Origin of the sequence: Photorhabdus cinerea, assembly GCF_011189575.1 — a bacterium.
In the GTDB taxonomy this organism is placed as follows: Bacteria; Pseudomonadota; Gammaproteobacteria; order Enterobacterales; family Enterobacteriaceae; genus Photorhabdus; species Photorhabdus cinerea.
In genome coordinates, this window is sequence record NZ_PUJW01000001.1 from 16,254 (window position 1) to 37,165 (window position 20,912).

At 36.6% G+C, this 20,912-nt stretch carries 20 protein-coding genes and 1 pseudogene; 14 read left to right on the plus strand and 7 right to left on the minus strand.

Features of this window, described 5'->3' with window-relative positions; translation table 11 throughout:
- The first annotated feature begins 127 nt into the window (after positions 1–127).
- The 3 genes from mazG (at position 128) to C5469_RS00095 (ending at position 3,087) form a co-directional block, all read left to right on the plus strand.
- A complete protein-coding gene (mazG, locus tag C5469_RS00085; protein WP_166300702.1) occupies positions 128–907 on the plus strand; it encodes a nucleoside triphosphate pyrophosphohydrolase in 780 nt (259 codons plus the stop codon).
- A gap of 430 nt (positions 908–1,337) precedes the next feature.
- The gene (locus C5469_RS00090) at positions 1,338–2,465 is read left to right on the plus strand and encodes a hypothetical protein (RefSeq protein WP_166300704.1); all 1,128 of its coding nucleotides are present in this window, start codon (positions 1,338–1,340) and stop codon (positions 2,463–2,465) included.
- Positions 2,458–3,087, plus strand: a complete 630-nt coding sequence (locus C5469_RS00095; RefSeq protein WP_166300706.1) for an AAA family ATPase — start codon at positions 2,458–2,460, stop codon at positions 3,085–3,087. Before C5469_RS00090 ends, C5469_RS00095 begins: the two co-directional genes overlap by 8 nt.
- A 57-nt stretch (positions 3,088–3,144) precedes the next feature.
- Here C5469_RS00095 and C5469_RS00100 read toward each other — a convergent pair whose 3' ends face one another.
- The 4 genes from C5469_RS00100 to C5469_RS00115 are packed head-to-tail and all read right to left on the minus strand — an operon-like array spanning position 3,145 to position 5,621.
- A complete protein-coding gene (locus tag C5469_RS00100) occupies positions 3,145–3,867 on the minus strand; it encodes an Imm52 family immunity protein (protein WP_166300708.1) in 723 nt (240 codons plus the stop codon).
- Positions 3,868–3,927: 60 nt separating this feature from the next.
- On the minus strand, positions 3,928–4,650 hold the full coding sequence (locus C5469_RS00105) for an Imm52 family immunity protein (RefSeq protein ID WP_166300710.1): 723 nt from the start codon (positions 4,648–4,650) through the stop codon (positions 3,928–3,930).
- Between the two features lie 13 nt (positions 4,651–4,663).
- Positions 4,664–5,272 (minus strand): restriction endonuclease fold toxin 5 domain-containing protein, encoded by a 609-nt coding sequence (locus C5469_RS00110; RefSeq protein ID WP_166300712.1) that lies wholly within the window; start codon positions 5,270–5,272, stop codon positions 4,664–4,666.
- A gap of 1 nt (position 5,273) precedes the next feature.
- Positions 5,274–5,621: a hypothetical protein gene (locus C5469_RS00115; RefSeq protein WP_166300714.1), complete on the minus strand. Its 348-nt coding sequence runs from the start codon at positions 5,619–5,621 to the stop codon at positions 5,274–5,276.
- Between the two features lie 265 nt (positions 5,622–5,886).
- Here C5469_RS00115 and pyrG point away from each other — a divergent pair, with 265 nt between their 5' ends.
- From pyrG to C5469_RS00130, 3 genes are all read left to right on the plus strand, one after another.
- Positions 5,887–7,524, plus strand: a complete 1,638-nt coding sequence (gene pyrG, locus C5469_RS00120; protein WP_166300716.1) for a glutamine hydrolyzing CTP synthase — start codon at positions 5,887–5,889, stop codon at positions 7,522–7,524.
- 72 nt (positions 7,525–7,596) lie between these two features.
- Positions 7,597–8,898: a phosphopyruvate hydratase gene (eno, locus tag C5469_RS00125; protein WP_166300718.1), complete on the plus strand. Its 1,302-nt coding sequence runs from the start codon at positions 7,597–7,599 to the stop codon at positions 8,896–8,898.
- A gap of 505 nt (positions 8,899–9,403) precedes the next feature.
- Positions 9,404–9,613, plus strand: coding sequence for a helix-turn-helix domain-containing protein (locus C5469_RS00130; protein WP_166301613.1), 210 nt, complete (start codon positions 9,404–9,406; stop codon positions 9,611–9,613).
- 380 nt (positions 9,614–9,993) lie between these two features.
- On the opposite strand, the gene C5469_RS00135 is transcribed toward C5469_RS00130, so the two are convergent.
- Both C5469_RS00135 and C5469_RS00140 read right to left on the minus strand, forming a co-directional pair.
- A complete protein-coding gene (locus C5469_RS00135) occupies positions 9,994–10,716 on the minus strand; it encodes a helix-turn-helix transcriptional regulator (RefSeq protein ID WP_166300720.1) in 723 nt (240 codons plus the stop codon).
- A 594-nt stretch (positions 10,717–11,310) separates the two neighbouring features.
- Positions 11,311–12,033 carry a helix-turn-helix transcriptional regulator gene (locus tag C5469_RS00140; RefSeq protein WP_166300722.1) on the minus strand — a complete coding sequence of 241 codons (723 nt, stop codon included), beginning with the start codon at positions 12,031–12,033 and terminating at the stop codon, positions 11,311–11,313.
- A gap of 974 nt (positions 12,034–13,007) precedes the next feature.
- Between C5469_RS00140 and C5469_RS00145 the strand changes: the two genes are divergently transcribed.
- The gene (locus C5469_RS00145) at positions 13,008–14,393 is read left to right on the plus strand and encodes a DASS family sodium-coupled anion symporter (protein ID WP_166300723.1); all 1,386 of its coding nucleotides are present in this window, start codon (positions 13,008–13,010) and stop codon (positions 14,391–14,393) included.
- Between the two features lie 91 nt (positions 14,394–14,484).
- Here the strand turns inward: C5469_RS00145 and C5469_RS00150 are convergent, their stop codons facing one another.
- Complete coding sequence (locus tag C5469_RS00150; protein WP_166300725.1) at positions 14,485–15,696, minus strand: MFS transporter; 1,212 nt, start codon at positions 15,694–15,696, stop codon at positions 14,485–14,487.
- Positions 15,697–16,382: 686 nt separating this feature from the next.
- On the opposite strand from C5469_RS00150, the gene C5469_RS23355 reads away from it, so the two are divergent.
- The 7 genes and pseudogenes from C5469_RS23355 to C5469_RS23360 all read left to right on the plus strand — a co-directional run bounded on the left by C5469_RS23355 (position 16,383) and on the right by C5469_RS23360 (position 20,899).
- Entirely contained in the window at positions 16,383–16,586 is a 204-nt protein-coding gene (locus C5469_RS23355; RefSeq protein WP_242689331.1) for a hypothetical protein, read from the plus strand.
- Between the two features lie 17 nt (positions 16,587–16,603).
- On the plus strand, positions 16,604–17,161 hold the full coding sequence (locus C5469_RS00160; protein ID WP_166300728.1) for a hypothetical protein: 558 nt from the start codon (positions 16,604–16,606) through the stop codon (positions 17,159–17,161).
- A gap of 18 nt (positions 17,162–17,179) precedes the next feature.
- The gene (locus C5469_RS00165; protein ID WP_166300731.1) at positions 17,180–17,626 is read left to right on the plus strand and encodes a hypothetical protein; all 447 of its coding nucleotides are present in this window, start codon (positions 17,180–17,182) and stop codon (positions 17,624–17,626) included.
- Positions 17,623–18,474, plus strand: a pseudogene (locus C5469_RS00170) (inositol monophosphatase family protein). The gene C5469_RS00165 and the pseudogene C5469_RS00170 overlap by 4 nt, the downstream one beginning before the upstream one ends.
- Positions 18,471–19,604: a radical SAM protein gene (locus C5469_RS00175; RefSeq protein WP_166300733.1), complete on the plus strand. Its 1,134-nt coding sequence runs from the start codon at positions 18,471–18,473 to the stop codon at positions 19,602–19,604. The pseudogene C5469_RS00170 and the gene C5469_RS00175 overlap by 4 nt, the downstream one beginning before the upstream one ends.
- A complete protein-coding gene (locus C5469_RS00180) occupies positions 19,597–20,268 on the plus strand; it encodes a dTMP kinase (protein ID WP_166300736.1) in 672 nt (223 codons plus the stop codon). The genes C5469_RS00175 and C5469_RS00180 overlap by 8 nt, the downstream gene beginning before the upstream one ends.
- 49 nt (positions 20,269–20,317) lie before the next feature.
- On the plus strand, positions 20,318–20,899 hold the full coding sequence (locus tag C5469_RS23360; RefSeq protein WP_242689332.1) for a hypothetical protein: 582 nt from the start codon (positions 20,318–20,320) through the stop codon (positions 20,897–20,899).
- The last annotated feature ends 13 nt before the right edge of the window (positions 20,900–20,912 follow it).

The following is a 20,912-nucleotide window of genomic DNA, read 5'->3' on the forward strand; positions in this document are numbered from 1 at the left end:
AATCATTTGCTATATACCCTATGGATTTCAAGATGCATCGCGACGGCAAGGGAGTGAATCCCCGGGAGCATAGCGAACTGTGTGACCGGGGTGAGCGAGTGCAGCCAACAAAGAGGCAACTTGAAAGATGACGGGTATAAAACGGTTATTAGAGATTATGGCTCGGTTGCGCCATCCTCAGCAGGGATGCCCCTGGGACAAAGAGCAAACATTCAAAACGATAGCACCTTATACGTTAGAAGAGACTTATGAAGTTATCGATGCTATTGAGCGCGGTGATTTTTCTGATCTGAAAGAAGAATTGGGTGATCTGCTATTTCAGGTCGTGTTCTATGCTGAAATGGGCAAAGAGCAGCAATTATTTGATTTCGATGATATCTGCAATGGGATCAGCGACAAACTGGAACGTCGGCATCCGCATATTTTCGAGCAACAGCAGAATATCAGCGGTGATGTGGCTATCAGTAGTTGGGAGAAACGGAAAGCGCAGGAAAGAGCGCAAAAAGATCTTCATTCCGTCCTGGATGATATTCCTGTAAGCCTGCCGGCGTTAATGAAAGCCTATAAAATGCAGAAACGCTGTGCTTCCATTGGTTTTGACTGGGATACTCTGGGCCCGGTGCTGGACAAAGTTTATGAAGAGATAGACGAAGTGATGGATGAAGCTCATCAGGCCGTGGTTGATGAACAACATCTGGAAGAAGAGATTGGCGATTTACTGTTTGCTGTTGTGAACTTGTCGCGTCATTTGGGGTACAAACCTGAACTTGCATTGCAGAAAGCCTGTAATAAGTTTGAGAGTCGTTTCAGGGAAGTGGAAAAGCTGATCCGGAGTCAAGGCCATACGTTGGAAACGGCGACATTGGAAGAAATGGAACAAATGTGGCAACAGGTTAAGAAACAGTAACCGGAAATAATAGTCTGAAAGCTGGAATTTTTATTTTTTTGAGAGGAAAATTTATGTTGAATAAATTTTCCTGAGCTTTGTTTGAGAAGGAATTAAATATTTCCGAATTGGCTATTCTATTATTTAATAATGAATATCTTTCTCGTTTTTCCAATGATAAGCTTTTTCAAAAAAGAATCTTTTCAAGAATAGAAGGTAAGGTTGGAATATCGTTTTCACCATTACTTAATAATTTTAAATGCACGGAAGAGGTTTACTCAATGCTTATGGACATCAATATATTTATACACCAAAAGGAAAATCAATACCGATTGCGTTTAAGGTAAAGTCAATGTATTGTGTTTAGTAATTATTTGTATTTACATTCCAGGACGAAATTTCCGAAAGACTCACAAAGGACGTTGTTTAGATTTTGGTTTTAGAGGGTTGTATGAATTTAATAATGGTTGATGCATTGGAGTATAGAGGCAGAATAAAAAAATTTGCGTCCGGGAACAAAAATGTCATTGTATTTCTTTGCTTCTTATTACTTCCGGCAAAAGCCAGTGGTGTAATTGAGTTCTTAATTGTCTTGTCTTCGAATATTGTTACTCCAGAGAACTACATCAAATCATTTTATTTCTCTTCCGTATCCTTAATAATGTATGTGTTATTTTATTTGGTTAATATAAGGTTTTTTCCCACGGCAAGAAAAAATTCAATCGTTGTTTCTTTGGTAGATAAAAAAACATTGTTTCTTTGTAGTATCGCTTTTTTTATTTATAGTGCTTTTCCGATGATTATTTTCTTTTCTTTAGGTTTTTTTTCTGGAAATGCTAATTCTTTATATTATTTTTCATCTGTGTTGTTTTTGATTATTTCTTTTGCTGTAATTGGATTTTGCTTGTTTGAGTTAAATTTATTATGTTTTATTTTGGTTGCTGCATTCTTTATTTTTTCTGCATTATTGAGAAATGGAGTATTGTATAATTTTATTTTTACATCGGCTATTTTATTAATAGCGTTTAGATTATATTTAAATCCTGCATCACATCACACAATTAATCAAAATAAGAAATTATTTTCATCAGGATTTTTTCTATCACCTTATATTGTAAATCTACGATATCATTTTCATAAAAATAAAATATCGTCATTTATTATGTTATTATCTGTTCTGATTTTATATATATTATGTGAAAGTGCGTTTTCTCAAATTCCAGCCAAGTCTGATTATATATTACTAACATATTTCAGTGTTGTTATCTATATATGCATGTTATTGTTTTATAATCTCTCATATATTGAAATAAATCGCCTTTCATATTTGTCTAATTTTTTGTCTATGCGAAAAATTTCACTTTATAATTATTTGGTTTCTTTGTTTTTATTTTCTATTTTAATTTCTGCTTTTTGTTTTTTTGTTGTTAAATCATTTCCTGTTATTATGTTTATATCCTATGTTTTTCTTTCAGTTATTCTCTCATTTATTTCTTTACTGAGAACTCAGTATACGAAACTTATTATTCTTTGTATTATTGTCTCTTTTACATACTTTTTTGGGGTTATTTATGCTTGAAGTTGTTGGATTGGAAGTGGTTATTAATGATAAGACTATTCTTTCAGGAAGCAATTGTAATTTTCATGTTGGATTAAACCGTGTTGCTGGAGTTAATGGAGTGGGTAAAACGACTTTTCTTTCAAGTATTGCGGGTATGAATAAGGTTAAAAAAGGAATGGTTAACTTGATAAAAAAGGAGAAAAAATATCGATTTAATTTACAGAAACATGGTTTTTATGTCTCAGATAATGTTGATTTTTATAACTTTATTACTGGGATGGATGTGATAAAGCTATGCAAACGTTATAGGAAAAATAATCTAAGACATCAATTAGATTACTATTTAAATGGTTTTGGCATATCTAAATATTCTGGTATTGAATATGGGCAAATGTCACTTGGCACAAAAAAGAAATTCTTATTGACCTCAGCTTTTATTACGGATGCGAATGTTTATATTTTTGACGAACCCACAAATGGCCTTGACTCAGATTCAATAACATTTTTAATAGAATTGATGATTTCTCTTGCAGAAGAGAAAATTGTTATTTTTAGCTCACATGATGACAGCTTTTTGCAGGGATTAAACTTCACTACCTATGAAATAAATGGTAATAAAATAATGCAGTATGGGGAATAAAACATCCTGATTAGTAAGAATGTAGCGTTGTCCGAATGTAAAACAATGTCATTGTAGTTAAACCTCAGTAATTAATGGCAGTAATCCCAAATTCAACAACTGAATTTCAACATCATTGGCTTTATCAATATCATCCTGATTTTCGCCGTCAAAAATACCTTTTTTGGTGATAATTAATGTCCCCGGTTGCTCTTTATCATTGGCAATAGGCAAGATTTCAGCGGCCATTGGTAATAATGCGGGATCTATAACAAAGGGTAAATAAATCATCCACCCAGCACTCAGCCTGTCGGGGAATACCTGATTTTGCTTCAAGGTATAACCGTTAGTTTCTACCATAATGTAGGGAGCATTACGGCTGAGAACTAAAAAGGTAATAAAATCAATTAACCGTGAAAACTGAAAATCTTTTTCGTCAATCTTAAGCTTTATTGTTAGCTTAATTTGCCCCAGTTTATCAATACGATAGTTCTCATAAAATAGGGAACAGGCAAGGTCATCAACTTCACCATCCCAGATTTGTTTTCCTATAAAAGGAAAATCTTCTTTGTAACTTTCTTCAAACACCTGAACCGCTTTTTCTGTCGGGTGGCCGCCTTCAAAAACAAGGTGTTCCAATGCTTCCTTACGAGTATGACCTGTCAAATACCAGTTTTTTTGACGCCCGAAGAGTTGGTCAATCTGTTGTGTTATCTTATACAAATCAGCCAGTGCCACTTGAGGAGTCAAAGATTCTTTCAGGTCAAAATACAACTTTATTTTTGTCGATAAAATAGCCATTTATTACCTCGCATTATCCAAATAAAGGGGTGTGAAATACCGCCCTGATAAGGGCAGCGATTAAACCTCAGTAATTAATGGCAGTAATCCCAAATTCAACAACTGAATTTCAATATCATTGGCTTTATCAATATCATCCTGATTTTCGCCGTCAAAAATGCCTTGTTTGGTGATAATTAATGTCCCCAATTGCGCTTTATCATTGGCAATAGGTAAGATTTCAGTGGCCATTGGTAATAATGCGGGGTCTATAACAAAGGGTAAATAAATCATCCATCCTGCACTCAGTCTGTCGGGGAATACTTGATTTTTCTTCAAGGTATAACCGTTAGTTTCTACCATAATGTAGGGGGCATCACGGCTGAGAACTAAAAAGGTAATAAAATCAATTAACCGTGAAAATTGAAACTCTTTTTCGTCGATATTAAGATCTATTGTTATCTCAGTTTGTCCTAACCTGTCACTACGATAGTTCTCATAAAATAGGGAACAGGCAAGATCGTCATCTTCACCATCCCAAATACTTTTTCCTATAAAAGGGAAATTTTCTTTGTAATTTTTTTCGAATACCTGAACTGCTTTTTTCGTTGGATGCTGTCCTTCAAAAACAGGATGCTCTAATGCTTCCTTACGAGTGTGTCCAGTCAAAAACCAGGTTTTATGACGGCTAAAAAAGTGATCGATTTGTTGAGTAATTCGATACAAATCAACCAATACTATTTCGGGAGTTAAGGGTTTTTGCAGGTCAAAATACAACTTTATTTCTGGTGATAAAATAGCCATTTATTGCCTCGCACTATCCAAGTAAAGGGGTATGAAATACTTTAATGTTGTGGAATTCAGAAAATTCCTGTGAATAATAACCGGCGCTTACAGGTTCCATAAAATGCCAATGGGAACGTGGAATGCCGTTCAATGAGGTACATACGTTTTGCTGTCGCCTTCCTTGATCTTTGATGGGTTCATCTCCCGTCCACCATCCCATCGGTTCTCCCTTCCTAAAAAACTGATCATATTTAGCTTTAGATTCCAGAAACAGACAGGCTTTTGGTCGCCAGCCATCAAAACTGACCCCCAGACATTCCCATACCTGTATGAGTTTTGCGTCAGGTTTGTAAACGGTTTTGGCTATCTGGAGTTGATAATCAAGGGTAACCTGTGAATATGAGCTGGTACTTTCCCAACTGGGACTCACTTTCTCAATGGCGGGGCAAGCCTTGCATTCTTCCCTTGTTGTACTGATCACATCCGTTCGGGCTTCCGCTTGCTCTTTTTCATCATCCTTGTCTTTTGTCATTTCCGTAACGCCGAGGCCAACACCAACGCCAACCAATATGCCCGTAAGGGCTGATGCTGCATATTCAGCGGCAGTCAGAGCGACCGGAACTACCAGAGGTAAAGGCATGTTAATTGCTCCTTTTCAACAAGTTATCTATTATTCTCAAGATATCTTTGTATTGTTGTTCCGGGTTTTCCCCTGCTTCAAGGGCATTTTTGATTTCTGGTACACCGTGGAAGTTACGATTAAATGCTGTTAAATAAAGGTATGAGTTAATCAGCTTTTTATCTTTAAAGCCCAAGTCTTCGATTAAATACCGATAGGCTTCTTTCAGTCGCTTATGCAAATTTTTCTCATCCTCATGCACAACCAAATCGGCATGTTCTGACAAAATGCATTGCCTGATTTTTTCAATATAAGTATTGTCCTCTATATCAATGATTTTATCGAATTGTTCCTGAGTCAGTATAATCATGGCATCACCCCTTAACTCATAAGCTACTATTACCTATATTGGGTCTTCTATCTGTGTTAAATTCAGACGAAACGATCGCGATGGAAGCAATCATACTGTTTTTTAATCAATTAAGGCAATGAAATCATTCGACGTTGAAAAGAGCCAATAACGATTGGCTTCATGAAAAATGCGCAGATTATTTGTAGCGTATTTAAGGTTCGGGTATACTGCTTTCCCGTCCTGTTGTATCCATCATCTTTAAACCTAAACTTTCAGGTTCAGCATGAAAACTAATTATATTTTTGTGACCGGCGGGGTCGTATCCTCTCTGGGTAAAGGCATTGCCGCAGCCTCTTTGGCCGCTATACTTGAAGCCCGTGGACTCAATGTCACTATTATGAAACTGGACCCGTACATCAATGTCGATCCAGGGACGATGAGCCCAATCCAGCATGGGGAAGTTTTCGTTACTGAAGACGGCGCTGAAACTGATCTCGATTTAGGTCACTACGAGCGTTTCATTCGTACTAAAATGACGCGTCGCAATAACTTCACTACTGGCCGAGTTTATTCCGAAGTTCTGCGTAAAGAGCGCCGTGGCGATTATTTGGGAGCGACCGTTCAGGTTATTCCTCACATCACCAATGAAATCAAAGATCGCATCATCAGTGGCGGTGAAGGTCATGATGTGGTGCTGGTGGAAGTCGGTGGTACGGTCGGTGATATTGAATCCTTGCCATTCCTTGAAGCGATTCGTCAGATGGCGGTAGAAGTGGGTCGTGAACATACTTTATATTTGCACCTGACCCTTGTTCCTTATCTGGCAGCGGCTGGCGAAGTAAAAACCAAGCCAACTCAACATTCTGTAAAAGAACTGCTTTCTATCGGTATTCAGCCAGATATTCTGATTTGCCGTTCAGATCGCGTCATTCCTGCTAACGAACGTGCAAAAATTGCGCTTTTCTGTAATGTGCCGGGAAAAGCCGTTATCTCTCTGAAAGACGTTGATTCCATTTATAAAATCCCAGGGCTATTGAAATCTCAAGGATTAGATGATTATATTTGTAAACGATTCAGCCTCGATTGCGCGGAAGCAAATCTGTCCGAATGGGAGCAGGTCATTTACGAAGAAGCGAATCCTTCCGGTGAAGTGACTATCGGGATGGTTGGTAAGTATGTTGAACTGCCTGATGCTTATAAATCCGTGATTGAAGCGTTGAAACACGGTGGATTAAAAAATCGTTTGACTGTTAACATCAAGCTGATTGATTCGCAGGATGTTGAAACCCGTGGTGTCGAATTATTAAAGGGTTTGGATGCGATTCTGGTTCCAGGTGGTTTCGGTGGTCGTGGTGTGGAAGGCAAAATCATGACCGCCCGTTATGCCCGTGAGAACAAAATTCCTTATTTGGGAATTTGTCTCGGAATGCAAGTTGCATTAATTGAGTTCTCACGTCATGTTGCAGGCATGGAAAAAGCCAGTTCAACAGAATTCGAACCTGATTGCCGATTCCCGGTTGTTGGCCTTATCACCGAATGGCGTGATGAGGATGGTAATTTAGAAGTGCGTAGCGAAGAGAGTGATTTCGGTGGAACGATGCGCGTGGGTGGTCAACCATGTCACCTGACGAAGGATAGCCTGGTTCGTACCTTATATGGTGCAGATACTATCATTGAACGCCATCGTCATCGTTATGAGGTTAATAACTTGCTGCTGAAACGCATTGAAGATGCTGGTCTGCGGGTAGCGGGTCGTTCAGTAGACAATAAATTAGTGGAAATTATTGAGATACCTGACCATCCTTGGTTCGTGGCTTGTCAATTCCATCCAGAATTTACGTCTACTCCTCGTGACGGCCATCCGTTGTTTGCCGGTTTTGTAAAAGCCGCCGGTAAATATCAGAAAGGCCAGCTCAAATAAGATGTGCAGTAAGTGGTGGTATCAGATGTTCTGCCACTTACTTGAAATATAACTTGTACTGAGGAAAACCTAATGTCCAAAATCGTTAAAGTGATCGCTCGTGAAATCATCGACTCCCGTGGTAATCCAACCGTAGAAGCAGAAGTACATCTGGAAGGGGGCTTTGTTGGTTTAGCGGCTGCACCATCTGGTGCATCTACCGGTTCCCGCGAGGCGTTGGAACTGCGTGATGGTGACAAATCCCGTTTTATGGGTAAAGGTGTACTGAAAGCTGTTGATGCAGTAAATGGACTGATTGCACAGGCAGTGACCGGCCAGGATGCAAAAGATCAGGCTAACATCGACAGAATCATGATCGATCTGGATGGTACCGAAAACAAATCTAAATTCGGTGCTAACGCGATTCTGGCGGTTTCTCTGGCTAACGCTAAAGCGGCTGCTGCTGCGAAAGGGATGCCATTGTATGAACACATTGCTGAACTGAATGGTACTCCGGGTAAATTCTCTATGCCGTTGCCGATGATGAATATCATCAACGGTGGTGAGCATGCGGATAACAACGTTGATATCCAGGAGTTCATGATTCAGCCTATCGGTGCAAAAACGCTGAAAGAAGCGGTTCGTATCGGTTCTGAAGTGTTCCACAACTTGGCTAAAGTCTTGAAAGCAAAAGGCATGAGCACGGCTGTTGGTGACGAAGGTGGTTATGCACCTAATTTGGCGTCTAATGCTGCTGCTCTGGCGGCTATCAAGGAAGCGGTAGAACAAGCAGGTTATGTTCTGGGCAAAGATATCACTTTGGCTATGGATTGCGCCGCTTCTGAATTCTACAACTCAGAAACAGGTAACTATGAATTGAAAGGTGAAGGAAAAACTTTCACTTCTCAGGAGTTTACCCATTACCTGGAAGCGTTAACCAGAGAATATCCAATCGTTTCCATCGAAGATGGCCTAAATGAATCTGACTGGGATGGCTTCGCTTACCAAACCAAAGTGTTGGGTGAAAAAATCCAGTTGGTTGGTGATGACTTATTCGTTACCAACACTAAGATCCTGAAAGAAGGCATTGAGAAAGGCATTGCTAACTCCATTTTGATCAAATTCAACCAGATCGGTTCTCTGACAGAAACTCTGGCTGCTATCAAAATGGCAAAAGAAGCGGGTTATACCGCAGTGATCTCTCACCGTTCCGGTGAAACAGAAGATGCTACTATTGCTGATCTGGCAGTAGGTACCGCCGCTGGTCAAATCAAAACAGGTTCTATGAGCCGTTCTGATCGCGTTGCTAAATACAACCAATTGATCCGTATTGAAGAAGCTCTGGGTAACCGTGCTCCTTTCAGGGGCTTGAAAGAAGTAAAAGGTCAGGCTTAATCGAGTCGGTAATTAAGTAATAGGAGGGGTAAAACCCTCCTTAAATATTTTGATAAATATGTTTTTTTTAAGAGGTTCGTTAACGTATTTAATGCGACTTGCAACATTTCTAAAAAATAACTAAACTTTCTGAATATTCTAGTATCTATAAAAGAGCATTTCTGAGCAATTAAAGTTCATTTATGACCTTTTAATCGTTTTTCCATTCGGAAAATATTTGGCTGTACTTAGCGGGGTTTAACGTCCTAGTACAGCTATTTTTTAGTATTCCGCATCAGTGCGGACTCAGGGAAAAAGCTGTAATAATATATACCCAATGGATTTCAAGATGTATCGCGACGGCAAGGGAGCGAATCCCCGGGAGCATAGATAACTCTGTGACCGGGGTGAGTGAGTGCAGCTAACAAAGAGGCAACTTGAAAGATAACGGGTATAAAAATATTAATCTGAAGAGAGTATGAATATAGCACCTTGAATAACCAAACTGAGAGGAGAAGAAGGAATGATTGTACAAAACGACTGGCACCCAGCGGATATTATTGCAGGGCTTAAAAAACGGGGAACGTCGTTATCGGCTATTTCAAGAGAAGCGGGGCTTGCATCATCCACTTTATCAAATGCTTTACATCGTTCGTGGCCTAAGGGAGAGCAAATCATTGCTACCGCTTTAAATTGTGAGCCTTTCGAAATATGGCCAAGTAGATATTCTAAATGAATTAAAATAAACTTCTCGTAAAAAAGCAATGAGAAGGGATTAAATACCTGAAACTTTTTTTGTGTCTTTTGGAAAGCTTCAGGTATGATCATAAGATTAAAATAGCGTTATTACCAACTTGATGTTTGTCATAATTAATTTTTATATATAAATTATTTAATCTTTTGTATTATGTCGATACTCCTCTCTCTCTATTTCTGCTGATTTCACGGATGTTTTGTATTTAATATATCTAATCCATGAGCAATTCGACTGATCATTAAAGGCACGAAAATCGCTTAAAGAGGTGTACGGACGTTTCTACACGCTGGGATGTGAGATGGGTTCTGCCAGGTCAGAACCCTAATAGCATATAGTGATGATAGTGATGTTGTGCATTGTTATACCAGAGGTATATAGGGATTAGCGTTAATAAATCTGGTAGGTGCATAGTTATCATACCCTTTACCCCTGCAATACTCTTTTAATTGACTTAATGAATTTATCCCTATTTTCTGATAAATAAATTGTAACCGACTTTGTACCGTTCTATATGAAATACCTAATTTTTTAGCTATATCTTTGGCGCTGAGTGATTGCAACGAAAAAAATACGATATCGAACTCTCTATCTGTAAATAAATCAGTTGGGTTGCCAAGAGTTAATGAGTCAGGATGCTTGTTATTTTCGAAATGATACATGGAATAAATTTCTAGTTTTTTACCGTGCCCAACAACCCCGATGCATTTTCCGTCCTTCATTAGGGGGGTAATATCGACTAGGAACGGTTGGATCATTTTTTCTCTCCCGCCGTAAATGAAGGTGTTTAGTACGGGAATGGTTTTTTGGCTAGTCATTACGTTTTTATCATTGGCTTGTATAATGTCTGAAAACTCAGCCCACGGCGCTGGACATTCACTATCAAGCCTACCTTCTATATTAAAGCCCTTGGGAAGGCCGCTGTAATACATCGTAATATCATTAGCGTAGACGAATCGAGATTCGTTGTCTTTTATAACCCAAAAATCGTTGCTGTTTTCCATGTACGATATAAAGGCATCAAAGCTTTTTGAACGAACATCCAGATCTTTATTTACAGAGAAACTCATACTTTCATTATTCATAATTTCACCCATCATGATTTAACTATTTAACTATTTAACTATTTAACTATTTAACTATTTAACTATTTAACTATTTAACTATTTAACAGTAATAGCTTCCGTGTGAGGGTATCACTTTTACGACTCAATGGATAATTATGTTTATGGATTTCAAACAATAGTCTCTGGAAAAACCGTTTTTTATAGTTTAAATGTATTAGTCTACTCTACGGTCAGCTAAGGGTTAAAAAAATCTTCCCCATTAATGCCAGGTTTTAAAAACGTGAATATAACGAGATAAAAGCTTTTATATAAAAGGTGGATTTAACTTAATAAACGCCTTTTTCAGAAGGACAAAAAAGGGATAAAATGGTTAATGTGGCAGGATTTAAGCCCTATATAAAGAGTTCAAAAAGTAGATATTAAAAGTGGTAAAAAAAATCGTTAAAACTTTATACCGATTAAACTCAGGAGTTAACATCATGATTTTTAATAACTGTTTAAATGAGTTTGTCGTTGGTAACGAGAATTCAAATGGTCTTACTTATTAAGGTGCTGGGTTCTGCCAGGCAGAACCCCAATAGCATATAGTGATGATAATGATGTTGTGCATTGTTATGCCAGAGGTATATAGTGACTAGGGTTAATAAATCTGGTAGGCGCATAGTTATCATACCCTTTACCCCTGCAATATTCTTTTAACTGACTTAATGAATTTATCCCTATTTTCTGATAAATAAATTGTAGCCTGCTTTGTACTGTTCTATATGAAATACCTAATTTTTTAGCTATATCTTTGGCACTGAGTGATTGCAACGCAAAAAATACGATATCGAACTCTCTATCAGTAAATAAATCAGTTGGTGAGCCAAAAGTTAATGAGTCAGGATGCTTGTTGTTTTCAAAATGATACATGGAATAAATTTCAAGTTTTCTACCGTGCCCCACAACCCCAATGCATTTTCCGTCCTTCATTAGGGGGGTAATATTGACTAGAAGTGGTTGGATTATTTTTTGTCTCCCGCCGTAAATGAAAGTGTTTAATACTGGAATAGTTTTTTGACTAGTCATTACGCTTCTATCATTGGCTTGTATAATATCTACAAACTCAACCCATGGTCCTGGACATTCAATATCAAGCCTACCTTCCATGTTGAAACCTTTGGGTAGATTGCAGTAATAATGCGTAACATCATTAGCATAGAAAAATCGAGATTCTTTGTCTTTTATAATCCAAAAATCGTTGCTGTTTTCCATGTATGATATGAAGGCATCAAAGCTTTTTGAACGAACATCCAGATCTTTATTTACAGAGAAACTCATACTTTCATCATTCATAATTTCCACCCGTTATGATAAAACTATAAAACAGTAATAACTTCCATGTGAGAGTACCACTTTTACGGCTCAATGGATAATTATGTTTTGTGGATTTAAAACAATAGTCTCTGAAAAAGCCGTTTTTTTAGGGTTTAAATGTATTAGTCTACCCTGCGGTCAGCTAAGAGTTAAAAGAATAGCTCTAATTAATACTAGATTTTAAAAACGCGAATATAGCGAGATGAAAGATTCTACATAAAAGGTAAATTTAACTTAATAAACGCCATTAATAAAGAATTGAAAAGAAATCAGTACGTAAAAATATTATCCGAACAGGATCATACTTAGTGACTTTCTCGCTGTTATTTTACGAATCAAGCCATAAAAATAATGCAATAAAAAAGGAGGATAAAACGGTTAATGTGGCAGGATTTAATCCCTATACAAAGAGTTTAAAAAGTAGATATTAAAAGTGTTAAAAAAGTCGTTAAAACTTTATACTGATTAAACCAGAAGTTTAAATAATGGCTTTTAATAACAGTTTAAAACCTACCCATCATAAAGTTATCAGTGAAAAATGAAAAAGTGGGTTCGTTAATATTTAAATACTCGTCCAACCGATAACCTTTCTGGCTAATTAATTCGCCAGATCTTTAACCATCGTTGATACTGAAATACTCCCTCGTTTTTTTAATGGGTTTTTCCTCTGCTTGAGGAGACGTAAAACTTACCTGCTTTTGTACCCAGAAAACCTGCATAAAACGTAAAGATTTCCTATACCTATAAAGATGTAATAATGTGATGTAACAACAAAAATTTGGATGAAATACCGCCTGTTATGATTTAATTGACCCCATTCCCACGCTTTAGATCTCAAAATTCAAAAAACTGCATTTTCTTCTTAAGGCAGACTCCTTATATTCACACGCCTTGTATTTTTTAACAATTGTAGCAATGGTGGATCAGATATCACCGGCGCTAATGGAGTCACCATGGATGCTTCTGAATCTTTAACTCCAGCCATGAAGCCAAATTTTTCTAATAAAAAAGGCTTAATTATTCTGGCTGCTGATATTTTATTACTGTTTATCTTGCTCAATACCTTGCCGTTTGGTGAAAAAGCTAATGCGGGTTTGGCACTAATGGTATTTGTTGGTGTGCTGTGGCTGACTGAAGCTATTCACGTCACTATTACTGCGTTATGTATTCCAATTCTGGCTGTTGGCATGGGTTTGATGAATACGGGAGATGCACTGAAATCTTTTGCTAATCCCATCATCTTTCTGTTTTTTGGTGGTTTTGCACTGGCAACGGCACTTCATATACAAGGACTAGATAGACTGATCGCTAACCGTCTGCTGATGATTGCCCGTGGGCGTTTGTCTGTAGCGGTGATGTTGCTGTTTGGTGTTACCGCTGGCCTTTCCATGTGGATCAGTAACACAGCGACTGCCGCCATGATGTTGCCATTGGTATTGGGGATCTTGTCTAACTTAGATGTACGCTCTGAACGCCATACTTTTGTGTTTGTATTGCTGGGTGTTGCTTATAGTGCAAGTATTGGTGGTTTAGGTACGCTGGTCGGTAGCCCACCAAATGCGATTGCGGCGGCTCAACTGGGAATTGATTTTTTTAGTTGGATGAAATTTGGTGTTCCTCTGGTTGTTATTTTGATGCCAATGATGGTGGGTGTCATGTATCTAATGTTGCGCCCGAATTTGAATCATAAATTCGACATGAAGCTGGAAAAATTAGATTGGACTGGCAAGCGTTTGATGGCCATGCTGATTTTTCTGTCCGCGGTGTTCTGCTGGATATCGAGTACTGCGATTAGCTCCGCTCTGGGAGGAGTGAAAGATCTGGATACCATTATCGCTGTCAGTGCCGCTATTCTGATTGGTGTAACCGGTGTTGCGAGTTGGTCTCAGATTCAGAATAACACCGAGTGGGGCGTATTGATGTTGTTCGGTGGTGGCCTGACTTTAAGTGCCATTTTGAAAAACTCAGGTGCCAGTGAAATTATGGCGAATGGTATGGCCGCTACTTTCGGTGCAAGCCATTGGTTTGTGATCATTGTTGCGGTGGCGGCGTTTATTATCTTCCTGACTGAATTTACCAGTAATACAGCGAGTGCCGCTTTGTTGGTGCCAGTATTTGCAACAGTTGCGGAAGCATTGGGTATGCCGGTGATGACGTTGACACTGATTATCGGTTTCGGAGCGTCTTGTGCTTTTATGCTGCCGGTTGCCACACCGCCTAATGCGATTGTTTTTGGCACTGGTCATATTAAACAGACTGAAATGGTAAGGGTGGGTATAGTTTTGAACATTGCTTGTATCGTTATCATCTCTCTGTTTGCCTGGTTCTTCTGGCTGTAACTGAAAGTTTAATTAATATCTTTCGGAACAAGATAACTCATAACGACCCCGCCCAATATGCTGGCGGGGAGAAAAGCCAGAAGAAAAAGATTTATACGGAAGAACTTACCGAATTTTCAGAACGCATCAGCCATAAATCTAATATTGTCAATATAAGGCCGATGGCTAATCCGACGGATAGCACGGCCATTGCTGTGCTTGACCCGCCTGCGACTAACCCAATAATGGCTAGTGGAACTAAGCTCAAGATCCCCAGATTATTGAATGTTTCTGCAAAGGCCAGAACCATACCTTTGTTAGGGCCTGCTCGTGTTGCTAAGACGACGGTACTTGCAGGAGCGCCAATGCCCAGTGCTGTACCCCAGAATATCAGACATCCCAGAGAACCAGAGAGTGTAAGTGGAACAAGCATAAAAACTGAGATTACACCAGTCAGTAGCAAACTGACCAAGACCAAAGTTACTTCTTCTCGACCGCAAAGCTTGCGAAGCCAACCAGCGGACAGATTACCTAACCCTAAGCCAACACCAAAGGCTGTGACGGTCAAACCGATTTCAGTGGGGCCAAATCCGTACCGTTGACGTAAGACTTCTCCAGACAAAAGAAAAGCAGAGACGCCGGTACCATTCCAGGCTCCTTTTGCAATGAGTGGCCTGACAACCGACCATTGCCGAAACCAAACTAATCGCTGGTTTGTTGGTTTTAGAGGCACAGTTTTTGACGGAAGGTAGTAGATCCCGATGATGAATGTAACGACACAGCCGAGTGAGCTAAATAAAAATGGCGCCTGCCAATTTATTAAATCTGTCAATATCCCGGCTAAAGCTGGGCCGAATGCAATGCCAAAAGTCATACCAAGCATAACGGAGCCCATTGCTCCGGCTTGGCGATTATGAGGAATGATATCGGCGATCAAGGAAAATACGGTGGGTATGATTACGGCTGATGCTATACCGCCAAGAATTCGCAGTGTGATTGCGATATTAAGAGTGGGGGCAAGAATGATAGCGAGGCCATCTGCGGCGAAAAATAGCAGAGAGCCCAGAAGTAATTTGCTTCTGTTAATACGATCTGAAAAATACCCAAGTACAGGCGCTGCCAGAGCGTAGGAAAATGCATAGCTGGATACCAGCCAAGATGCTCCAACTGTAGTTGTCCCGAAGGCTACCGCAAGAGGAGTAAGCATGGATGACAGCATGAATTCGGTTGCGCCAACGAAGAATACGGTGACTGAAAGGATAAATAAAAACGTGTATTTTGTATTCTGTTCTAGGGTGGATGAATATTGTGTTTTTTTGTTCATAAGGTCAATTTAACTCCATATCATATATAGATATTCGTATATTTCTTGCGGTAAAGTGTGATCAGCCGGTGACGTAGAAAAACGGTTGTGAAATACGTAGAAAAGAGACGATGCCAGACCAGATTAGGCAGATGTGAAAATGTTAAATATTACAAAGGAGAAAAGGGAAGCGCATTAGTAATATATCTAATGGATAAAGCGGGCAAGGAATTAATGAGTCTGTACATTATTCTGTGTAATTGCCACCGAATTGAATACATGACCGAAAAAATAATAACAATAAATTCAAATAATTACGTCAAATGAGCTTATTGGAAAGCATACCAAGCTTGATACAAATTTTGTCACAAAAAAGCAACAAATAATTTGCATTTTTTCAATGAGTTATATTTTTAGTTGTGATAATACCCACAAATATTTAACTATTATATAGCTGAAATAATAAAAACTGTTAATATTACAATGCTGAATTAAATTTTAATCCGGTGTATTTGTCAAAACAAACATCCAAGAGGAGTATGAAATGAATGTGATAACAGCACAAGCATTTAGACTGCTAACGTCAAGGAAAAGATATTTTTAGTTACAATGTATCTTTTACAAAAAAAAGAATAGCTAATACATCCGGCATTTCATTATCAGATGAAAATAATAAACCAATAATAAAAAATTTATGGTATAGAGTCTTGTGCAAAGATGGAAAATTAATACTTTTCGCAAAAAAAGCATTATGTGAAATTAATTCAGATGCATATAAAGTTTGGTTAGTAATAGATAATGAAAAAACAGAGTTTGAAGTTGTTTCAGAGTTAGAAAAATTTGGAATAACTAATAAAAATGCTAATTTTTATATATCGGAATTCGAAAGACTAGGGGCATTAACAAAATAATACATATGGGGAATGCAATGGAAAGAATAAAGATTATAAGTAGGAACCACTGCTGGAGAACATTAAAGGGAACCAAAACTAATAATTTTCAAGAATATTTGAACCAAGTAAATAATGGATGCCAATTACAAGAAACAATATTTCATCTACGCGATGCGGAAGAGATGTTGATGGACTTAAGTAATTTGTCATCACCCATATCAAGATTATCAAGCACTGAAATAATACATATTTGGAATAAACTAGTTGATTATTTAAATATAAATAAACTTACCTCTGATATGGGTAACTTAGTAAATGGATATGGCTTAGATCCAGAATTAGCTTTATATGGTACTGAACTATGCGAGTTAAAAAGAAATAAAGAAAACATCCTATCCACAATAATAAACAAAGGAATAACAAATAAATTAGAATTAATATATTCAAGAGGGCTTGATAAATCAGTAAAATTAAAGGATGCCCCACAAAAAACAATTGATTTATATGATGAGTTTCGTTACGAATACAGTAAAAGTATTAATTTATTTTCATTGGAAACTTGCCCCACATTAAACATAGAAAATATTTACTAAGATCATTACCTGTGGGATATGGTTTTTACGCTAGCTAAAAACAAATTATTTATTATTTCGGGAGGAATCCCCCTTGCGTTATCTTATCATGCAAAAACACTAGACAAAAATATATATTTCTGCGAAATACATCGTGAAAATGATAATGGTTTACTGCATAAAAGAAAATTATTCAATGAAATATACCCAAAATTTAAAGGAAAAGAAAACGAAAGTTGGCTGATAATTGATAAATCTTATACAGGAGGCAGTATTCAATTAGCTTACAAGATGCTTGTAAATTTAGTTGGGTACAAATCTCAAATATATAAAGTATCGTTTTCCCCAAAGACATTAGGGGCATTTTCATCGTCAGATTATGCAATTTATGCAGGCAGATTATTTGATGTAAAAAAGACAATAGCATATTTAACAGCCGAGGATTGGCATAAAAAACTCATCTATTTGGGAGATCATGTCATATGAGGTATGTATTCAATAATGAAGTTAGTAATTATTTAGAAATACACTTTCACAAACTCAGAGAAGAGATTCGTAGAATATGGTTTGCCAAGCTTTCCACTATTCATATCGGATATGATAACAAATACTATGGCGAAACAGTAGAAATAGATATCATTTTAAATAATATAATTTACGAGCACTTGGATAAATCAGAACTCAAGGTCACCATTATTTCAGAAGACGATTCTGAATCACAATCTGTAAATATTAAAGATAAGATTTCCTTACTCATTGACCCTATTGATGGTACTCATAACTTGCTTATGGGTTATCCTGCCTATACTACATCAATAGCTGTTTACAAGAATGATAGATACATTATGGGCTGAGTATATGATATTCCAAGAGACATTATATATAAAGCATCATTGGGAGAAGGTTCTTATATACAAAGCATATATACCAGCAAGCGAATATATACAAGCCCCTCATTTCAACTGAACGATTTGAGAGTATCATTTCATAGGGCGAAAAACAATCAGTATACAGAGATTCAGAATAAAATTATTAATGAAGCAAATAAAGTAAGAATCTCATCTTGTTCAAGTTTAGATATATGCCTGATCGCTAGTGGCGTTTTACATGCATTCTTAGATTTATCACTTATGGGTCACGAACGTTGTGTAGATATAGCAGCAGCTAAACTAATCCTTGAGGAGTCAGGGGGATACATAATGACTCGTGATGGAAATAGTTATAATATTCTATCACCTACAGATTCTTTATTTTTTGAGAAAAAAGCAATCATAGCTGTTTCTTCTAAAAGTGTAGAGGATACAATATTAGAATTAATGAGGATACAAAAATGAACACTATAGAATTAAAAATCAGAGTATTATGTTCTGGATTAAAATATGATAAAAACGTGATATATGAGTACAGTAAACGAAATTTTATTCCTAAAAGAAGGGCGTATGGAACAAGTGATAGCTCTAAATTAGAAACAACACATTCCGTACCTCAAGAGGCTATTTTAGAAGATGGTACAATTATTGCCTGTAATTATAATGAAAATTCTGATTATGATTTAATATATAAAAATGGAAATTTTTATATAAAAGCCGACAACATTTTGTTTAAAGTTATATTTCCCATTAAACCAGACATATATGGTATAGAACTTTCAGATGGCAGTAGAGTAGAAGAATACGTCACGGTGTACGGTGATACAACTTTGGGTTTTTTCTCTCCAGGGCATTGTTATTATTTTAATGATGGTCGTCAGTGTAAATTTTGTTCATTAGGTGAAGCTAGAAATAGTTTATCAGATCATAAAAAGTCTATTAGACCGTCAAAAGTAATTGAAGTTATGAATATAATAGAAGTTAACAACATTAATAGATATAAAAGAGTACTTATCAATGGTGGTACAACTCGTAATTATGATATTGGTTTTGAAATGCACAAACAATTATTAATTTCTCTAAAACCTTTTTGTGAAAAAAACAACCTTAACAGTCACTTAATATCAATGCCCCCTAGAAATCTAAATAAAATAAAGGGGATTTCTGAATTTGTTGATAGCTGGGCTATTAGTTTAGAAATATTTAATCCTAAATTATTTGATCAGATATGTCCTGGTAAATCACAGGACTACGGGAGAAATAATCTATTAGAAGCATACCTAGCTGCTGTTTCAGAGTTAGGTGAAGGCAATGTTTATGTTGGATTTGTAGCGGGATTAGAACCTTTAAATGATTTAGTACAAGGAATGGAATTTTTTTCAAAAAATGGCATAGTTCCAGCAGTAGCAATTTTTCATCCCGATCATGGTTCTGAATATCAAAATCACCCTAGACCTATTTTTGAAGATATTTATAAAACATATGCTGAGATGCATAAATTATATCAAAAATATGGATTCAAACCATTTATTATCGGTAGTGGTAGAAATTCACTTGATACTGAAGCGTACTACGGGGAAAAAAGAAATGATTAAACGCGGTTTATTTATAGCTTTTGAAGGAAATGATGGTGCAGGTAAATCAACAATTTCACGCGAAGTTTATGATATTTTATCTCTAGATTATAATAATATTGTTTTTTTAGACAAGAATTATCCTTTACTACCATCTGGGTATAGTATGTATCACATGGGAAAAATACGAGATGTTCTTTGGGATTATGACATTTCAGCTCCATTGGGTGAATTGGGTAACCGGCATTGGATTCTATTGATAGCATCATGGTTTGCTGTTTTAGATAGTTTAATTATTCAACCTTGTTTATTGCAAGGTAAAATTATTATATGTGATAGTTGGTATTATAAATATTTAGCAAGATTCTTACTTAAGTCCACGGAATTAGCAAAATTAAGTAAATCGGTTCTATCGATAAACACAAAACCAGACATGGTTATATATCTTGATGTTCCTCCAAATATTGCTGAAAAAAGGAAAAAAATATTAAAACCCAGTGAATCTGGAAAATTAGAGATAAATGAAAAATATGATTTTATAGAATATCAAAAACACGTTCTTAATCAATATCAGACGTTTTATGATGACACTTGGAAAATTATTAATACTGACACATTAACTAAAGGTGCAGTAATTAAATTAATAGTGGATGTTATTCAGGTGGAAATACTGAAAAAAATGTAATTACTGCAAGGGCTTTATTTATTGAGGCTATTTTAGTTGGAGGGAAATAATGGATAAAGAATTTCGAAAATTAATATTAGCCTCCTCAGGAAATTCTTTCACTTTGTATTTGGAAATGATAATATCATTCACGTTAATCACATATCACTGGAACGGTGGAGCGATATATTCATCTTTATATACAATTTCATATGCTGCATCGTTACTATTTCTAACGCCTTATGTTTCGTCATTTGTAGATGAAAATATAAAACCCAAAAAGTACATTATTATCATTTCGTTACTTTGCGGTGTTATTACTACTTTTCAATACAATATTGATGACATTAATATATATATTCTTTATTCTTTTATTAAAAATATCCTTCGTTTATTTTTAGGACCTTCTAATTTTTTAATATTAAAAAACATATCAACCAACAAATTTGAAAAAAACTTTAGTTATTGGCAGGTTTTATTTCAAATATACAAAATGTCGGCCCCGTTATTTTTAGGTTTTATTCTTATCTACTACTCAACAAAACAGATTCTTATTTTAATATCAATGCTTTATTTTATTTCAGCAGTCTTATATATTTTTGTTTCAGAACCATTGATTAATATTAACCGCAAAAAAACAAGATATCACTAATTAATTACTTTAA